The sequence below is a fragment of the Pseudomonas sp. genome (genome assembly GCF_030690725.1).
Classification (GTDB): Bacteria; Pseudomonadota; Gammaproteobacteria; order Pseudomonadales; family Pseudomonadaceae; genus Aquipseudomonas.
The window spans coordinates 164,931-181,184 of record NZ_JAUYGD010000033.1; the positions used below are offsets into that span (position 1 = coordinate 164,931).

General features: G+C 59.9%; 14 protein-coding genes and 2 pseudogenes. 13 read left to right on the forward strand and 3 right to left on the reverse strand.

The window, feature by feature from the left end; genetic code table 11:
- Positions 1-165: 165 nt before the first annotated feature.
- The gene (locus tag Q8O69_RS07250) at positions 166-1,239 is read left to right on the forward strand and encodes a hypothetical protein (RefSeq protein WP_305590808.1); all 1,074 of its coding nucleotides are present in this window, start codon (positions 166-168) and stop codon (positions 1,237-1,239) included.
- Between the two features lie 285 nt (positions 1,240-1,524).
- Here the strand turns inward: Q8O69_RS07250 and Q8O69_RS07255 are convergent, their stop codons facing one another.
- Positions 1,525-2,202 carry a DUF4197 domain-containing protein gene (locus Q8O69_RS07255; RefSeq protein WP_305590810.1) on the reverse strand — a complete coding sequence of 226 codons (678 nt, stop codon included), beginning with the start codon at positions 2,200-2,202 and terminating at the stop codon, positions 1,525-1,527.
- Positions 2,203-2,356: 154 nt separating this feature from the next.
- Between Q8O69_RS07255 and Q8O69_RS22140 the strand changes: the two genes are divergently transcribed.
- The 4 genes and pseudogenes from Q8O69_RS22140 to Q8O69_RS22155 all read left to right on the forward strand — a co-directional run.
- Entirely contained in the window at positions 2,357-3,277 is a 921-nt protein-coding gene (locus Q8O69_RS22140; protein ID WP_371136062.1) for a transporter substrate-binding domain-containing protein, read from the forward strand.
- Entirely contained in the window at positions 3,220-3,861 is a 642-nt protein-coding gene (locus Q8O69_RS22145; RefSeq protein ID WP_371136063.1) for a transglycosylase SLT domain-containing protein, read from the forward strand. The genes Q8O69_RS22140 and Q8O69_RS22145 overlap by 58 nt, the downstream gene beginning before the upstream one ends.
- Before the next feature lie 305 nt (positions 3,862-4,166).
- A pseudogene (locus Q8O69_RS22150) lies at positions 4,167-4,967 on the forward strand (cache domain-containing protein); the annotation flags it as partial.
- Positions 4,968-5,558: 591 nt separating this feature from the next.
- Positions 5,559-6,083 (forward strand): annotated as a pseudogene (locus tag Q8O69_RS22155) (methyl-accepting chemotaxis protein); the annotation flags it as partial.
- Between the two features lie 85 nt (positions 6,084-6,168).
- Here Q8O69_RS22155 and Q8O69_RS07270 read toward each other — a convergent pair.
- Positions 6,169-6,384 carry a hypothetical protein gene (locus Q8O69_RS07270; RefSeq protein WP_305590815.1) on the reverse strand — a complete coding sequence of 72 codons (216 nt, stop codon included), beginning with the start codon at positions 6,382-6,384 and terminating at the stop codon, positions 6,169-6,171.
- 150 nt (positions 6,385-6,534) lie between these two features.
- Entirely contained in the window at positions 6,535-9,018 is a 2,484-nt protein-coding gene (gene plsB, locus Q8O69_RS07275; protein ID WP_305590817.1) for a glycerol-3-phosphate 1-O-acyltransferase PlsB, read from the reverse strand.
- Between the two features lie 201 nt (positions 9,019-9,219).
- On the opposite strand from plsB, the gene Q8O69_RS07280 reads away from it, so the two are divergent.
- The 8 genes from Q8O69_RS07280 to Q8O69_RS07315 all read left to right on the forward strand — a co-directional run bounded on the left by Q8O69_RS07280 (position 9,220) and on the right by Q8O69_RS07315 (position 16,105).
- Positions 9,220-9,519, forward strand: a complete 300-nt coding sequence (locus tag Q8O69_RS07280; protein WP_275961103.1) for a hypothetical protein — start codon at positions 9,220-9,222, stop codon at positions 9,517-9,519.
- Between the two features lie 23 nt (positions 9,520-9,542).
- A complete protein-coding gene (locus Q8O69_RS07285; RefSeq protein WP_305590820.1) occupies positions 9,543-10,385 on the forward strand; it encodes a DUF692 domain-containing protein in 843 nt (280 codons plus the stop codon).
- Positions 10,382-11,080, forward strand: coding sequence for a DUF2063 domain-containing protein (locus Q8O69_RS07290; protein ID WP_305590822.1), 699 nt, complete (start codon positions 10,382-10,384; stop codon positions 11,078-11,080). The genes Q8O69_RS07285 and Q8O69_RS07290 overlap by 4 nt, the downstream gene beginning before the upstream one ends.
- 53 nt (positions 11,081-11,133) lie before the next feature.
- Positions 11,134-11,733: a DoxX family protein gene (locus tag Q8O69_RS07295; protein ID WP_305590824.1), complete on the forward strand. Its 600-nt coding sequence runs from the start codon at positions 11,134-11,136 to the stop codon at positions 11,731-11,733.
- Positions 11,734-11,961: 228 nt separating this feature from the next.
- Positions 11,962-13,314, forward strand: coding sequence for an OprO/OprP family phosphate-selective porin (locus Q8O69_RS07300; RefSeq protein ID WP_305590826.1), 1,353 nt, complete (start codon positions 11,962-11,964; stop codon positions 13,312-13,314).
- An 86-nt stretch (positions 13,315-13,400) separates the two neighbouring features.
- Positions 13,401-14,318 carry a ParB/Srx family N-terminal domain-containing protein gene (locus Q8O69_RS07305; RefSeq protein ID WP_305590828.1) on the forward strand — a complete coding sequence of 306 codons (918 nt, stop codon included), beginning with the start codon at positions 13,401-13,403 and terminating at the stop codon, positions 14,316-14,318.
- An 82-nt stretch (positions 14,319-14,400) separates the two neighbouring features.
- Complete coding sequence (locus Q8O69_RS07310; RefSeq protein ID WP_305590830.1) at positions 14,401-15,525, forward strand: GNAT family N-acetyltransferase; 1,125 nt, start codon at positions 14,401-14,403, stop codon at positions 15,523-15,525.
- Between the two features lie 103 nt (positions 15,526-15,628).
- Positions 15,629-16,105, forward strand: coding sequence for a transposase (locus tag Q8O69_RS07315; protein WP_305590832.1), 477 nt, complete (start codon positions 15,629-15,631; stop codon positions 16,103-16,105).
- Positions 16,106-16,254: the final 149 nt, after the last annotated feature.

Below are 16,254 nucleotides of genomic sequence, written 5' to 3' on the forward strand. Positions count from 1 at the left end.
CGTTTTTTTCATCCACCGTTACTGCCGTTGTCCGGGCTACTCGCTAAGCGCGGTGTTAACATTGGAAACGAGTTTTGGGGTCGTTCGCAGTATCCGAAATGTCGTGGAATTATCTCAGCCTAAAAATTGTCGGCTGATATTTTTAAGAAAGGGCTGGGTTAGGGCATGAGTAATGAATTTTTGGGGCACGTTATAAAGAGTGATCGAGAAAGTATTGGTCTCACTCAGTATGAATTGCAGCGCAGGTCTAAGGTGTTATCTATTCTTCGAGACAGTAGGCTTTCAGAGGATGAAAAAGAGCAGCTATTGAAGTCTCGAGGTAATGCAATTGAGAATGAGCGAGGTTGGGTTTTTTGCTCGTTTCCCTCAACGCTGATATCGAAAATCGAGAGGGGGGTTGCTAGGTCTATTCTAGAGGGCGACCTTTCTATAATTGCTGAAGTGCTTGGTCAAGATTTGTCTAGATACTCTGGTCTCGAAGTTAACCCGGTTAGACTAATCGGTTCTAAGGTGGCCGAGTCAGAAGTTGTTCAGGCTCCATTTATCGAGCGTTCAATAGTTTTCGATGCGGAATATCGCCAGGCTGGCGTGTCAATTTTAAATTTCTTTTCTGAGATTGTTGAGAGAGAGTTTTCCAATCAGTCCGTGAAAGTGGGGATTATGCAGAGTGGGAATTCCGTTACTTTGCGCATTGAAACTCCTGATGGTAAGGTTTTAAAAGAGGTAGAGCAGAAGCTAAATGCTTATGGTATGGCTGTTATGGGTAAAGCACCAATAGAGTCTATCTCTAAGGATCAAGTGCTTCTTCAAGAATTGAAAACTAGGCTTGAAGTGACAAATTTAGAGTTAAGGTTAAGGCAGGAGGCGTCATGTGAGCGGTCGTTGCAATATGAAAGTAGGATTGTAAACTTAGAGTCGCAAATATCGAATTTACATAATCTGGTTGGGCAAGGGCTTACTCATCAGACGAGTTTGATCGAAACTATAAAGAATCTATCGGCCAGCGATAGTCAAAGTAACAATTTTCTCCTGGCCTTGGAAAAGGTTTCTCAGATTGTTGGTGGCGAAAAAACAGCAGCGTCCGAGAGAAACCTGAATGCGTCTCTAAATGTATTGGAGGTAGAGTCGCCTGGTATATTGTCTCGCCTCAGTAAGACATTGGAGGCTATGCCTGCAGGCATCTTAGGGAATATGTTAACTCCGTGGGTTCAGACAATTATCCTTTCAATTCCGAAGTGATTTTGTGAGAGTAATTGTCATAAGCCTTTGATTTTAGATTGGAGGCAGTTCTCATGTTGCATAGTGACTCGTCTCACCACTATTTTACTCGCAAGCCTTCAATGCACGTTTTCACGTCATCATCAATGGCGTTTCCAGGCTTTATGCATTCCATCATGGTGCGGCGAACTCCGCGGTTGGATGCGCGGAAAAGGGGACAGATTTATTTTTAAATAAATCAGACTTCTGCAGTGCCAAAAAAGCCAGACCCCAAAGTCTGGCTTTTTCACATCTATCCAACCCTTCTTACAACGCCCCAAACACCTTCTTCGCCAAACTGGTCGCCGCACCAGCCGGGTTCTGGCGGATGCTGGCTTCCTGCTCGGCGATCATGGCGAACAGGCCGTCCAGCGCCTGCTCGGTTACATAGTTCTCGATATTCGCGCTTTTCGCGTCGATCACGCCGAAGCTCGCGGCTTGGCCGGCGAAGCTGTTGTATTGCTTGGCCAGGCCGACCTGGTCGGTGGCTTGTTTGACGATGGGCAGGAACTTGGCGCGGATCTGTTCGCGGCTGGTTTTGTTCAGGTATTGGGTGGCGGAGTCGTTCGAGCCGGCGAGGATGCTTTTGGCGTCCTGCACGGTCATCTTTTTCACCGAGTCCACCAGCAGCGCCTGGGCTTGCGGTACGGCGGCTTCGGCGGCTTTGTTCATGCTCGCTTCGAGCTGATCAACCTGCGCGCCCATGCCCATCATCTTCATGGTTTTTGCAGCTTTGCCGAGGTTGCCCGGCAGTTCGATGCGCACGTCCGGGTTGTTGCTGAAACCGCCGGGTTTGCCCAGTTGCTGCACGGCCACTTTGGCGCCTTGGGTGAGGGCGTCCTTGAGGCCGCCGCTGGCGTCGCTTTGCGAGAGGTCAGCGAGGGACAGGGCGAAGGCGCTGCTGGAGAGGGCGAGGCCGGCGGCCAGGGAAAGCAAACGAAGCATGGTGGGCATCCTTGTGCGATGGAGGGGCAGTTGCTGGAGCTTAACGGACTGGCGCGCACAGGCAAATCGGCATCTGTGCTCGCCTGGCGCAGCTGCAGGGTGTGGGCCAGTATTTAGCCGCAGAGTGAGACAACGGCTTAGGCGGAGAGCGGCCATGCGTGGTTATCGGATGATGGGCGGGTGTGTGCTGGCTGCGCTGTGGCTGTGCGTGGCCAGCCCTGTGGCGCAGGCCGGGCTGTTTGACTGGATGTCGACGCAGCTCAATGAGGCCGAAGAAGCCGAGGTGGATAGCCTGGTGCTGCCGGTGCCGGAGGATTGGATCGGCGACTTCGATGGCATGCGTGAGCGCCGCTTGGTGCGGGTGCTGGTGCCGTACAGCAAGACCTTCTTTATGGTCGATCGCGGCCGCCAGCAGGGCATCAGCTATGAGCTGGGCAAGGCGCTGGAGGCGTGGCTTAACGCCCGGCATCCGTATGCGCAGAAGTCGTTGCGCTGGCAGGTGATGTTTATTCCGGTGGCGCGCAACGAGCTGATGCCCAGGTTGCTCAGCGGCGGTGGCGATATCGCCGCCGGTGGCCTGACGATTACCGAGGGGCGGCTGCAGACTGTGGATTTTGCCGCGCCGTTCTCCAGCAATATCCGTGAGGCGGTGATTACCGGGCCGTCCAGTGCTGCGCTGAGCACGCTGGAGGATCTCGCCGGGCAGGAGGTCACGGTGCGCGCTTCAAGCAGTTATTTCGAGCACCTGGTCGCGATCAATCGGCAGTTCAAGGCGCGCGGCTTAAAGCCGATCAAGATCATCGCGGCCGATGAGAACCTGGAGTCCGAAGACCTGCTGGAAATGCTCAATGCCGGGCTGCTTAACGCCATTGTGGTCGACCGCTATATCGCCGAGGCCTGGAGCCCGCTGTATAGCAAGCTGCAGATTCACGATGAGTTCTATATCCATGAGGGGCCGAGTTTGCCTGGGCGATCCGCAAGAGCAGTCCGCTGCTCAAGCAGGAGCTGGCGGCCTTTGTGGACAAGCACAAGGCCGGCACGGCGTTTGGCAATAGCCTGCGCAACAAGTACGTGAAAAACAGCAAGCGTGTGCTGAATGCCGCCAGCGAGGCGGAGCTGAAGAAATTCAACGAGTTGGTCGGTTTGTTTGAGAAGCACGCCGGCACCTATGAGTTCGACTACCTGATGCTGATGGCGCAGGGGTATCAGGAGTCGCAGCTCAATCAGGCGGCGCGCAGCCCGCGTGGGGCGGTGGGTATTATGCAGTTGCTGCCGACCACGGCGGCGGACCCGGTGGTGGGCATCAGGGGTATCGACAAGAGCGCCGACAAGAATATTGAGGCGGGCAGCAAGTACATGCGCGTGCTGGCCGACAAGTACCTGGACGACCCCGAGCTGACGCCGATGAACAAGACCCTGCTGAGCTTTGCCGCCTACAACGCCGGGCCCGGCAACCTGCGCAAGTTTCGCCGCCTAGCGGAGAAGTCAGGGCTGGATCAGAACGTCTGGTTCGGCAATGTCGAGCACTCGGCGGCGCGGGTGGTCGGCCGCGAGACGGTCGATTACGTCGGCAATATCTACAAGTACTACGTGGCCTACAAACTGGCCGAGACGAAAAACCGCACGCGGCGCGGGCTGACGCACAAGGCTGAGCACTAGCCGAGCGGCCATGGCGCACGTTAAGTGCTACGGCCCGGCGCTTATTCATCTATAACTCACTGCATGCGTCTGACGTATTCGGCGTCAGCGCGCGTACGCAAATTGCATAGGCAACGCTGTATTTGCAGTACCTGATCTTGCTGGTGGAACTAGGAGCGGTTCGTAAGCAGTTCTGGTAGTCCCTCTGAGCGTCCTTTCCAAGCAGGAGTAATGGCATGGCTTTTGTCCCCGTTCGGCTGTCGCAGCGTTTGACCCTGGGTTGCATCGTCCTTCTGATTCTGACCGCGCTGGCGGTGTTTGCCGTGATGGCCCTGCGTGGCCAGCCGCGTGTGGTGGCGGCCAGTGGCGAGCTGATTGAGCAGACTGGCAGCGCCATCGTGCGTCAGCTGGCGTTGCAGTTGGCGCGCATTGAGGGGGTGACGGCCAGCCTGGCGCACCTGGCCGAGGTGCTGCCGCGTGAAGAGCCGCTGTACCTCAACAGCCTGCCCAATCTGATCGACAGCCAGGGTGATAAAGCAATTGCCGGCGGCGGTGTGTGGCCCGAGCCAAATGCCTTCAGCGAGGGCACGGCGCGGCGCAGTTTCTTCTGGGCGCGCGGCGCGGATGGTCGCCTGGCTTATTCCGATGATTACAACGCCGCCGATGGCCCCGGTTACCACAACGATGGCTGGTATACCGGCGCGCGCAGCAGCCCGGCCGGTCAGTGCCTGTGGTCGGAGGCCTATAAGGATGTGTTTACCGGCGTGCCGATGGTGACCTGCAGCGTGCCTTACCAGCTTGAGGGACGCTTTGCGGGCGTCGCCACCCTGGACCTGCTGCTGGACGATCTGGCGCGCTTTCTCACCGAGCAGGGCAAGGTCACCGATGGCTACGCCTTCGCCCTCGATCAGGCCGGTAACGTGCTGCATTTCCCTGGTATGACCGGGGGTAAAGGCGGCGACATGCTCAAGTTCGCCGACCTGGCGCAGCAGCACGGTTGGCTCAAGCCGGTGCAGGCGGCGCTGACCAGCAGCAGCTCAGGGGCGATTCGCAACCTTGATCTGCAACACGATGAACAGCTCAAGCAGGCCAGCCGCGTCAGCCTGTTTGTGATGCCCGACACCGGCTGGGTAATCGGCCTGGTCACCCCGCAGGAGCGGGTTACCGGTCTGGCAAAGGCGCTGACCTGGGAGATTCTGCTGTTTCTTCTGCCGCTGCTGGCGGTGTTGCTGGCGCTGGCCTGGTTGGCTGGGCGCAAGCTGATCGGTCAACTGGAAGAAACCACCGCGCAGATCGACTCTCTGGGCCGTGGTTCGACCAGCCGCGATGTCGAGTTGAGCGTGGAGCGCGAGGATGAAATCGGCGCGCTGCGTCACGCGGTCAATCGCTATGCCGGGCAGTTGCGCACCATGCTTCAGCGTATTGCCGAGGAGGCCGATCATCTGCAGGCCGAAGCCGCGCAACTGGGCGGCCTGAGCAGCACCCTGGCCGGGCGCGCCGAGCAGCAGCGGCAGGAGAACACCCAGCTGGCGGCGGCGATTACCGAGATGTCGTCGAGTGCCCAGGAAGTGGCGCAGAACACCAACGACTGCGCCAATACCGCGCAGAGTTCACTGCTGGTGGTGCAGCAGGGGCAGCAGAAGGTGGCCTCCAACAGCTCGGCAATTCAGGCGCTGTCGGCGGAAATGGCCGGTGCGGCCATGGTGATCAGCCGGCTGGAGAAAGACAGCCAGCAGGTCGGCGCGGTGCTGGATGTGATCAAGGCGATTTCCGAACAAACCAACCTGCTGGCGCTGAATGCCGCCATCGAGGCCGCACGGGCCGGTGAGCAGGGCCGTGGTTTTGCCGTGGTGGCCGATGAGGTGCGCACCCTGGCGGGTAAAACCCAGGCCTCGGCCAATGAGATCAGCACCATGATCAGCGCGCTGCAGCAGGCTTCACGCCAGGCGGTGCAAGCGATGCAAGCCGGCGAGGCGCGTACCGAACACGCGGTGGTCGAGGCCGAAGGCGCGGCCACGGCGCTGTCCAGTACGGTGCAGAGCTTCGATGATATTTCCCAACGCGCTCAGCAGATCGCCGTGGCGGCGCAGCAGCAAAGCCATGTGACTCAGGAGATCAACGAACTGGCGGTGCGCATCCATAGCATCAGCGAAGAAAACGCCCGCGACGCCCAGGCGCTGGATCAGGTCAGCAGCGCCATGCAGGCGTTGTCGTCACGCTTGACCGGGTTAAGCCGCGGCTAGCAGCCAGCTTCGTAGCCCGGATGCAATCCGGGAGCGGACATGCAGGGCGCGAGGCTTCCTCGGATTGCATCCGGGCTACAGGTTGTTAGGCGTTTAAGCGCTGCAGCTCGCGGCGCACCATCTGCGCGTAGGCGGCGGGTTTTAAGGCGTACAACTCGGCAGCAACCCAGCTGAGCCAGCGTGCGCCCAGCTCGGCCTTGGCCGCCAGCAGGCGCTGCGCTTCAGCTTCGGCGCGAGCCTGGTTGGCCTGGTGAAACTCGGCGCGTGAGGGTTTGTTGGTTGGGTCGTTGTCTGGGGGCATGGCGGCGGGCGGTTGTGATCGATCCTGGGGTTATGCATATCTCGCAAACTGTAGGAGCGGGCCATGCCCGCGATGACCACGCTAGGCATATACCTTATTCGCGGCCATGGGCCGCTCCTACAGATTCCGTAGAGCCATGACCAGGCCGGTTTACACCGGCTCGGCGACATCCTCGTTGCGATCCATGGCCACCTGGCGAATCGACAGGCGCAGCTCTGCCGGCAGTACGCGCTTGGCGGCGCCTTCGGCCAGTTCGCTGAGCAGCGGGTGATGGCTGAGCTTGCCGGCTTCGTCCTGACGCAGCACGCCATGCTCCAGCAGGCTCTGGATAAAGTGGCGGAACAGGCTTTTGTCGAAGAACTCCGGGGCGTTGAGGCCATGCAGGATCGACAGGCGCTGGGCCATCACGGTGCAGAGGTCTTCCAGCTCTTCGGCGCTGATGGCGTTCTGGCCGGCATTCAGCAGCAGGGCAGTGGCCATATAGAAGCGCTGCAGGGTCTGCACGATGGCGCGGGCCAGCAGGGTGAGCAGGACGAACTCGCGCGAGCTTGGCGCGGGGCGCACATACATGTCGCCATCAAGCTTGAGCAGGCCCTGTTCGACAAAGGCGGCCAGCCACTGATCGACCACGCCGTCCAGCTCGTCCATATCCCAGCGGATAAACAGCTCGGCTTGCAGGTAGGGGTAGAGCGCGCGGGTAAAGCGCAGGATCTGCTCGCGGCTCATCCGTGAGCTGCTCTGGAAGAAGCTCGCCAGCAGCGCCGGCAGGGCGAAGATATGCAGCACGTTGTTGCGGTAGTAGGTCATCAGAACGGCGTTCTGCTCATCCAGATAGAGGATCTTGCCGAGGGCATCCTTCTGTTCGGCGAGCAGGTTCATCTTCTGTACGTATTCGATCAGCGCCTGGCCGTTGCCGTCCGGCAGGGTGGTATGCGGCGAGTAGGGCACGCTGCGCAGCAGGGCCAGATAGAGGTCGAGCACCCGCGACAGGGCGCGTTCATCCAGGGCCAGCTTGCTGGTGGAGAGCAGCGCCAGGGCTACCAGGTTCACCGGGTTGATCGCCGCCGCCTCGTTGAGGTGTTGGGCTACGCGCTCGCCGAGGTTGTTGGTGGCTTCATTGAGCCATGCCGGGCGGTACTGCGTGCCGTAATCCTGCTCGCGCCAGTCCGGTTGCTCACTGTCGAGGAATTCCGCCAGTTTGATCGGCTCGCCGAAGTTGACCCAGACATGGCCAAAGCGCTGCTTGAGCGCGCCAATGACCTTGAAGATGTCGAAGATCGACTCTTTCTTCTTGCTCGCGCCGCGCAGCTCGCCCAGGTAGGTGCGGCCTTCCAGCACGCGCTCATAGCCGATATACACCGGCACGAACACCACCGGCAGGCGGTTGCTGCGCAGGAAGCTGCGCATGGTGATGGCCAGCATGCCGGTTTTCGGCTGCAGCATGCGCCCGGTGCGCGAACGGCCGCCTTCGACGAAGTACTCGACCGGGAAGCCCTTGCTGAACAGGGTGTGCAGGTATTCGTTGAACACTGCGGTATAGAGCGGGTTGCCCTTGAAGGTGCGGCGCATAAAGAACGCGCCGCCACGCCGTAGCAGGCTGCCGATCACCGGCATATTCAGGTTGATGCCGGCGGCGATATGCGGCGGCGTCAGGCCATTGCGGAACAGCAGATAGGACAGCAGCAGGTAGTCGATATGGCTGCGGTGGCAGGGCACATAGATCACCTCGTGGCCCTGGGCGACTTCCTGCACGCCCTCGATATGGTTGACCTTGATGCCGTCGTAGATCTTGTTCCAGAACCAGCTCAGCACCAGTTCGAGGAAGCGAATGGCGGTGTAGGTGTAGTCCGAGGCGATCTCGTTGCCATAGCGCAGCGCCTGGCTTTCGGCCTTCTCCAGGCTGATGTTCTCGCGTTCGGCTTCTTCGATGATCGCCTGGCGCACCTGCGGGCCGTGCACCAGGCCTTTGACCAGGTTGCGTCGGTGCGAGACGTCCGGGCCGATCACGGCGGCCTTCTGGTTGCGGAAGTGCACGCGCAGGATGCGCTGGACCATGCGCAGGGTGCGCTCGTGGCCTTTGTCCTGCTCGATCAGCTCGCGCATATGAATAGGCGTGGAGAATTGCACCCGGGTCTTGCGACCGAGAATCAGGATGCTGACTAGCCGGCGCAGACGCCCGGTAACCGCCCAGCTGTCGGCGAACAGCAGCTTCCACGGGCTGGTTTCACGGTCCGGCGACTGGCCCCAGAACACGCTGACTGGGATGATCTGCGCATCGTCCACCGCATGCTGGCTCAGCGCGCTGACCAGGCGTTGCAGGGTGGGCGAGATGCCGCGTTTGTCCTGCCGGCCGAGCCAATCGGGCTCCGGGGTCAGGTAGAAGAAGGCGGCAGGCTCCAGCAGTTCACCCACGGCCACCGGCAGCACCGGGCGCGGCAGGCCGGCCTTGCGGCACTCGGTATCGACCACAGCCAGATCACTCAGCGACGGCTGCTGCAGCACGTAAAACACCGGCTTGCTGCGGTCGAGCTTGAGGGTAAAGGCGGACTGGTTGATGGTTTCCGAGCGCACCCAGAGGTACAGCACGCGGCGCAGGGTGCCAAAAACGAGACGGCGGAGCGGAGATCGGGTCATACGGAGTCTGCAGGCTGAAAACGAGCATTTGCTCGGGGGGCGTAGTGTGCCGGATCGCTTGGCTGGCGGCAAAAATCTTCTAGGGTTTAGCCAGCGCAGAATTCTTTTTACGGGTTGTCTGTAACAGCCGCGTGTCTGCCGCGTCTATTGGGCCGAGGCAGCCAATCGGCCGCCACTGTAAACCACCATTGGAGCGTTGCCATGAACCATCTGAACACTGTTGTTGCATCCCTGGGCGCCGTGCTGCTGAGCAGCGCTGCATTTAGCGTGCAGGCCGCGAGCAACCCGTTTGCCGCGCAGGAATTGAGCAGCGGCTACAGCCTGGCTGCTGGCGAGAAATCCGCCGAAGGCAGCTGCGGTGAAGGCAAATGCGGCGGCGAGATGAAAAAAGCCGAAGGCGAAGGCAAGTGTGGCGAGGGTAAATGCGGTGGCGAAGCCAAGGCCGAAGGCGAAGGCAAATGCGGTGAAGGCAAGTGCGGCGGCGAGCAGAAAACCGAGTAACGGACTGAGTGCAGGGGCAGAACATGCAGATGGATTTCGTTAACGGTGCCGGGCTGGGCCTGCGTCGCGGCCTGCTCGGCGCGCTGCAGGACTGCAGCGCAGGCGAGGTGGATTTCCTCGAAGTGGCGCCGGAGAACTGGATCGGCGTGGGCGGGCGTTTGGGCAAGCAGTTGCGTGCCTTAAGCGAGCGCCTGCCATTGCTCTGCCATGGTCTGTCCCTCAATCTCGGTGGTTTTGCCCCGCTGGATATCGAGCTGCTCAAGGCCATCAAGGGCTTTCTCGAGCAGCACGGTGTGCGCGGTTACAGCGAGCATCTGTCGGCCTGCGCCGACCATGGCCAGCTCTATGACCTGATGCCGCTGCCCTTTTCCGAGGAGTCGGTGCTGCGTATCGCCGAGCGCGTGCGTATCGTGCAGGACGTGCTGGAGCGTCCGCTGATCATCGAGAACGTTTCGGCCTACGCGCAGTTGCCGGGCGAGCTGGATGAAGCGGCGTTTGTCAGCGCGGTGCTGGAACAGGCCGACTGCCAGCTGTTGCTCGACGTGAATAACGTCTTCGTCAACAGCATCAATTTCAACTTCGATGCGGCGGCCTATATCGCAGCCATGCCCAGTGCGCGCATCGCCTATCTGCATGTGGCCGGACATTACGACCAGGCCAGCGATCTGAAAATCGACACCCACGGCGCGGCGGTGATCGACCCGGTCTGGGCGCTGCTGGAGCAGGCCTACGCCGTGCACGGCGTGCGACCGACCTTGCTGGAACGGGATTTCAACTTCCCGCCGATTGCCGAGCTGTATGCCGAGGTGGCGCAGATTCGTCAGTTTCAGGCGGCAGCGACGCCCCTGCGGAGTTACGGCACATGAGCGGCGTTGACGCACAACGCGCGTTTGCTGCACGTATTCGCCAGCCGGCAGAGCAGTCATTGCTTGAGGGTGTTACGGCCGAGCGGATGGCGGTGTATGAAGCGCTGTTCTTCAACAATATCGAAGGCTTTATCAGCGGCGCCTTCCCGGTGCTGCACCGGCTGATTGAGGCTGATCGCTGGCAGCGCCTGGTGCGCAGTTTTATTGCCGAGCATCAGGCGCGCACGCCGTATTTCTTGCAGATCAGCCAGGAGTTTCTTGCCTGGTTACAGCAGGGCTACGTCGCCGAAGCGGGTGACCCGCCGTTTATTCTGGAGCTGGCGCATTACGAATGGGTCGAGCTGGCGCTGGATGTCAGCGAGGCCGAACTGCCTGCGCAGGGTTGGTCGCCACTGGCCTGGCCGCTGGCGTATCAGTGGCCGGTGCAGCGCATTGGTGTGGACTTTCAGCCTTGTGCGCCTGATGCCGATCCGACCTGTCTGCTGGTCTGGCGTGATGCGCAGGACAAGGTGCGCTTTATGCAAATCAGCCCCTTTGCCTACCAGTTGGCGGCGCGTCTGCAGGCTGGTGAGGCTAGCGAACCGGCCCTGCTGCAGCTGGCACAGCAGCACGGTCTCAACGCCGATAACGCCTATTTCAACAACGCCCAAACTCTGCTGGAGGAGTGGCATAAGCAGGGCATCTGGTGCCCTTGACCCCTCGCAGTACCTGACCCTCGGCGCCAAGCGCCGGCTTGTGGAGATTTATCATGCTGAGCTTTTTCAATCGTCTCCAGGACGCCCTGGATGCTTCTCGTCGCCTGGACTTTATTGGCCCGCTTTTGTTGCGCCTGTATCTGGTGCCTGTGTTCTGGATGGCGGGCATGCACAAGCTGGCCGATATCGACGCCACCGCCGCCTGGTTCGGCAACCCGGATTGGGGCCTAGGGCTGCCATTCCCCGAGCTGCTGGCCTGGGCGGCGGCGCTCACCGAGGCGGGCGGGGCGCTGCTGCTGTTGTTCGGCCTGGCAGTGCGCTGGGTCAGCATTCCGCTGATCGTCACCATGCTGGTGGCGATCTTCGCCGTGCACCTGCCCTATGGCTGGCAGGCGATTGCCGATGCCAGCGCGCCGTTCGCCAATGAGCGGGTCATGGACTCGGTGGGCAAGCTTGAACGTGCCCGCGAACTGCTTAAAGAACACGGCAATTACGACTGGCTGACCAGCAGCGGCAAGCTGGTGGTGCTGAACAACGGTATCGAGTTTGCCGCCACCTACCTGGTGATGCTGGTGGCGCTGTTCTTCAGCGGCGCTGGGCGTTGGCTAAGTCTGGATTATTGGTTTAGCCGGGCATTGCGTCGGCAACCTTGAGCCGAACAGGGCCCGTCGCTGCAATGGCGGCGGGCCGTTGGCAAAGCAGCGGGCTAGAGCGGTTTTTATGACTTATAGGTAAAGGAAGTAAAAAGTTCCGTTGTAATCAAATATTTATATATCAGCAACTGCCCTGAAATATCCCGCCGCCAAGATTCCCTCCAGCACGAACGAGCCCCAGCGCTCGGGTGTTTTCAACACTTAAAAGTCCATTTAGAGGAATCTTCGATGATCCGTAAGCACAGCTTTCGTGGAGTAATGGCCGGCTTCGCAACCAGCGCTCTGGCCCTGGCCGTTTCCGCCCAGGCTTTCGCCGGTACTGTCACATCTGACGGCGCCGATATCGTGATCAAGACCAAAGGCGGTCTGGAAGTCGCTACCACCGACAAAGCCTTCAGCTTCAAGATCAACGGCAAACTGCAGTGGGATGCTACCAACTTTGATGGTCTGCAGGCTGCCGATCAGAACCGCCCATTCGATGACACTTTCAACACCTTTATCCGTCGTGGCGAGTTCGGCCTGGAAGGCACCGCCTACACCGATTGGGGTTGGGGTCTGCGTCTGAGCTACAATGGTGGCGACGCCGGTGCCAACAACGACGAAACCAAAACTGAAGTCGACCGCGCGTTTGTTTCCTACAGCGGCTTTGACTTGGCCACCATCACCGTGGGTCGTTACGGCGGCGAATACGGTCTGGAAAACACCACCAGCTCGTCCTGGATCACCGGCATCGAACGTCCGTTCATGTACGATTTCCTCAATGGCGATGAAGACACCAAGTTCGGTGCCATGGCCAAACACTCGGGCGACAACTACGGCCTGATGGCCCAGGCCGCCCACTACGGTGACAAGGAAAAAGACGGCACCGCCAACGACAAGGGCAACGACGAAAACTTCGGCTACACCCTGCGTGCACATTGGGCTCCGTACCTGAATGGCACCGATGTTGTGCACCTGGCCGCCAACTACCACAACAGCAGCCCTGACGACAGCCGTGCCCGTGCCCGTACCCGTATGGGTATCCGTAGCGACAAGGATTTCCGCCTGACCTTCGGTGATGTACGTGTGGCCGATAAGGACAGCGAATGGGTACTGGAGTCCGGTGCTCAGTTCGGTGGCCTGCGTGCCCAGGCTGAATACTTCCAGCGCAATATTTCCGGCGAGAACCTTGTAGGTGCCAATTCTGACGTTGATCTGAGCGGCTACCACGCTCAAGTTTCCTACATGTTCGGTACTTCCCGTGGTTACAAGGGCAGTGACGGTCGTTGGGACAAGCCGGTTGACATGAAAGGCACCTGGGAAGTATTCGCTCGCTACGAAAGCACCACTGTGGATTCCGATGCCACCGCCATCCCTGCCAACTTGGGGCTGGCCAACATCGTTGCCGCAGATACTTCGGACGAGTTCGAAGCCAGCGCCATGGTGGTCGGTGTCAACTACTTCGCGACTCCTGCAGTACGTGTCAGCCTGAACTACATCGACTACGAAGTGGACAACATCAACACCAACAATCAGGTTGGTGGCAAGAATGTCCAGGACGACGGCAAAGCCATCGTCGGCCGTCTGCAGTACGTATTCTAAGTAACACCGCTTAACCGCTGCTCCTATCTTTGAGCCCCGCCTAGTGCGGGGCTTTTTTTCGAGTTTTTTGTGTGAGGAAAAGCCTGATGCGCATCTGTGCTGTGTTGTTATTGATGACGGGTTTGAGCGCTGCGGCCGTGGCTGAGGATTACCGTGCGGCCAAGCCCGGTGAGTTGTTGCAGGTCCGCCTTGAGCAGTTGCACCCGACTCAGGCAGTGGTTGGGTATGACCAGATCTATTACAAGCTCGGGCGCTTTGCCAAGGAGCCGAACAAGCTCTTTGATGAGTACTGCGAGGCCAATGGCCAGGGTGAAAGCCGTGAGGTGCCGAAGGGCGCCAAGCTGCATCAGCCGGACAGCTTCAGTTGCCAGGGCGCAGTGGCTGCAAACAGCAGTGAAATGAAAACCGTAGTGGTCGGCCCCGAGGGCCAGCTGTACCTGACCGATGGGCACCACACCTTTACCACCCTGTGGGAGCAGCCCGAAGGCGGCGCAACGCTGCCGATGTGGGTCAAGGTGACTGACAACTTCAGCGACAGCCCTGACCTGGCCAGTTTCTGGCAGCGCATGCAGGATGCACGCAAGGTCTGGCTCAGGGATGGCCAGGGCAACGCGATCACCGCGGAGCAGATTCCGGCGCAGCTTGGCCTGGGCAGTCTGGCGGATGATCCCTACCGCGCGCTGGTGTATTTCACCCGTGAAGTGGCCTACGACAAACCGCGTTCGGGCGACGTGGCCCCGGAGTTTCTCGAGTTCTACTGGGGCAACTGGCTGCGCGGCCAACTCAACCTGAGCGAGTACGACCTACGCGACAAGGGCGACTACCGCAACGCGATTGGCGCAGCGGCCAAACTGATGGTCGCCCTGGAGGCGGACAGCATGGTGGGTGACAGCGGCTTCAAGGCGGCTGAGCTGGGCGGCTATTCCTCCGTCGACCGCAAGGAAATGGGCAAGATGGCCAGTAAGAAGCTGCCATATATGGTTGCTTACAAAGCCACGCGCTGACACGGTCATATCGCGCCAGGCAAGGTGTCTGGCGCCGGGCTTGGCGCTATAGTGCGGCCTTGTCTGATTCGCCGAGTCGTCGATGTTGCTGAGCCAACTGAACTCCATCCATGAAATTGCCGCCAGTCAGTGGGATGCTCTGCTGACTGATGCGCAGCCTTTCTTGCGCCACGCTTTTCTCTCGGCTCTGGAGGACAGTGGCAGTGTGGGCGGCCGCACCGGCTGGCAGCCTGCTCACGCCGCGTTGCTGGGCGCGCAGGGCCAGCTGCTGGCGGCCATGCCGGGCTATGTGAAAAGCCATTCCTATGGTGAGTATGTGTTCGACCATGGTTGGGCGGATGCCTGTCACCGCGCCGGCATCGACTATTACCCCAAGCTGCTCGGCGCAATTCCCTTCTCCCCGGTTTCCGGTCAGCGCCTGCTGGGCGCACCGCAGGCGGCTGGGCAATTGCTTGATGAGCTAAGCGCTGGGCTGGAGCAGCAGGGCCTGTCGAGCCTGCATATCAACTTCACTACCGAGACTGAAAACACTCTGCTACAGGGCCGCGACGGTTGGTTGCAGCGCTTGGGTTGTCAGTTCCATTGGTGCAACCGCGGCTACCGGGATTTTCAGGACTTTCTCGATGCGCTCAGCTCGCGCAAACGCAAGCAGATGCGCAAAGAGCGCGAGCAGGTGGCGGGGCAGGGCATCGAGTTTGACTGGCGAGAAGGCCATCAGCTTAGTGAGCTGGAGTGGGATTTCGTCTATCTGTGTTACGCCAACACCTACCGCGTGCGCGGCCAATCCCCCTACTTGACGCGCGCTTTCTTCAGCCTGCTGGCCGAGCGCATGCCGGCGATGATCCGCGTGGTGCTCGCCCATCAGGCCGGCAAACCGGTGGCCATGGCCTTTAGCCTGGTTGGTGGTGACAGCCTGTATGGGCGTTACTGGGGTTGCCTGGCGGAGTTTGACCGGCTGCACTTCGAGACCTGTTTCTATCAGGGGATGGACTTTGCCATTGGCGCTGGCCTGCAACGCTTCGACGCCGGCGCCCAGGGCGAACACAAACTGATTCGCGGCTTCGAGCCGGTCATCACCCACTCCTGGCACTACCTCTGCCACCCCGGCCTGCGCAATGCCGTGGCGAACTTTCTCGCCGAGGAACAGCACGGCGTACGCGGTTATGCCGAGCAGGCACGCGAGCTGCTGCCGTACCGCCATAGCTGAGATTTTTCGCGGCCATGGGCCGCTCCTACAGAAACAGCGTGTTGTCAGTCTATTCTCGACGTAGGAGCGGGCCATGCCCGCGAACTTCTTAAGGAGAGCGCTTATGGATGAGCGTTACAGCTACCGAAAACCGGGGCACGCAGCATTACGCAATGGCCGAGCATCTATCTGCAATACGGCTTATCTGATCACTACAACAACTCAAAACCGCGAACCGTTGTTTCTCCACTTTCCTGCGGCCTGCGTAGCCGCGCGCTGTTTTGAAGATGCCGCCTTGCTCAGAACTAGCCGCATGCTGGCCTGGGTGTTGATGCCGGATCATGTGCACTGGTTGCTTCAGCTTGGAGAGACCGACAACCTCTGTGATGTTGTTAGTCGGCTCAAGTCCGCCAGCTCCCGCCACAGCAATCGCACCCTGAATCGAACGGGGTCGCTCTGGTCGAAAGCTTTTCATGATCACGCCCTGCGCGAAGAGCAAGACCTGCAAGCAGTCGCCCGTTATATCGTGGCCAATCCTCTGCGGGCGGGCCTGGTCAAGCGGATCGGGGATTATCCGTTCTGGAATGCCATCTGGCTTTGATCTGGCCTGCGCGACGGTGGTGTATCCAATATCTTTTCGCGGGCATGTGACTGGGCGTCCCCCCCGCTACTACAGGGGCATTCGCTTCGGTGCGCAGTTTGCGGGGGCGGCAACTACGCTCAGAGCATGTTCGCTGTTGCGCGAGGTGT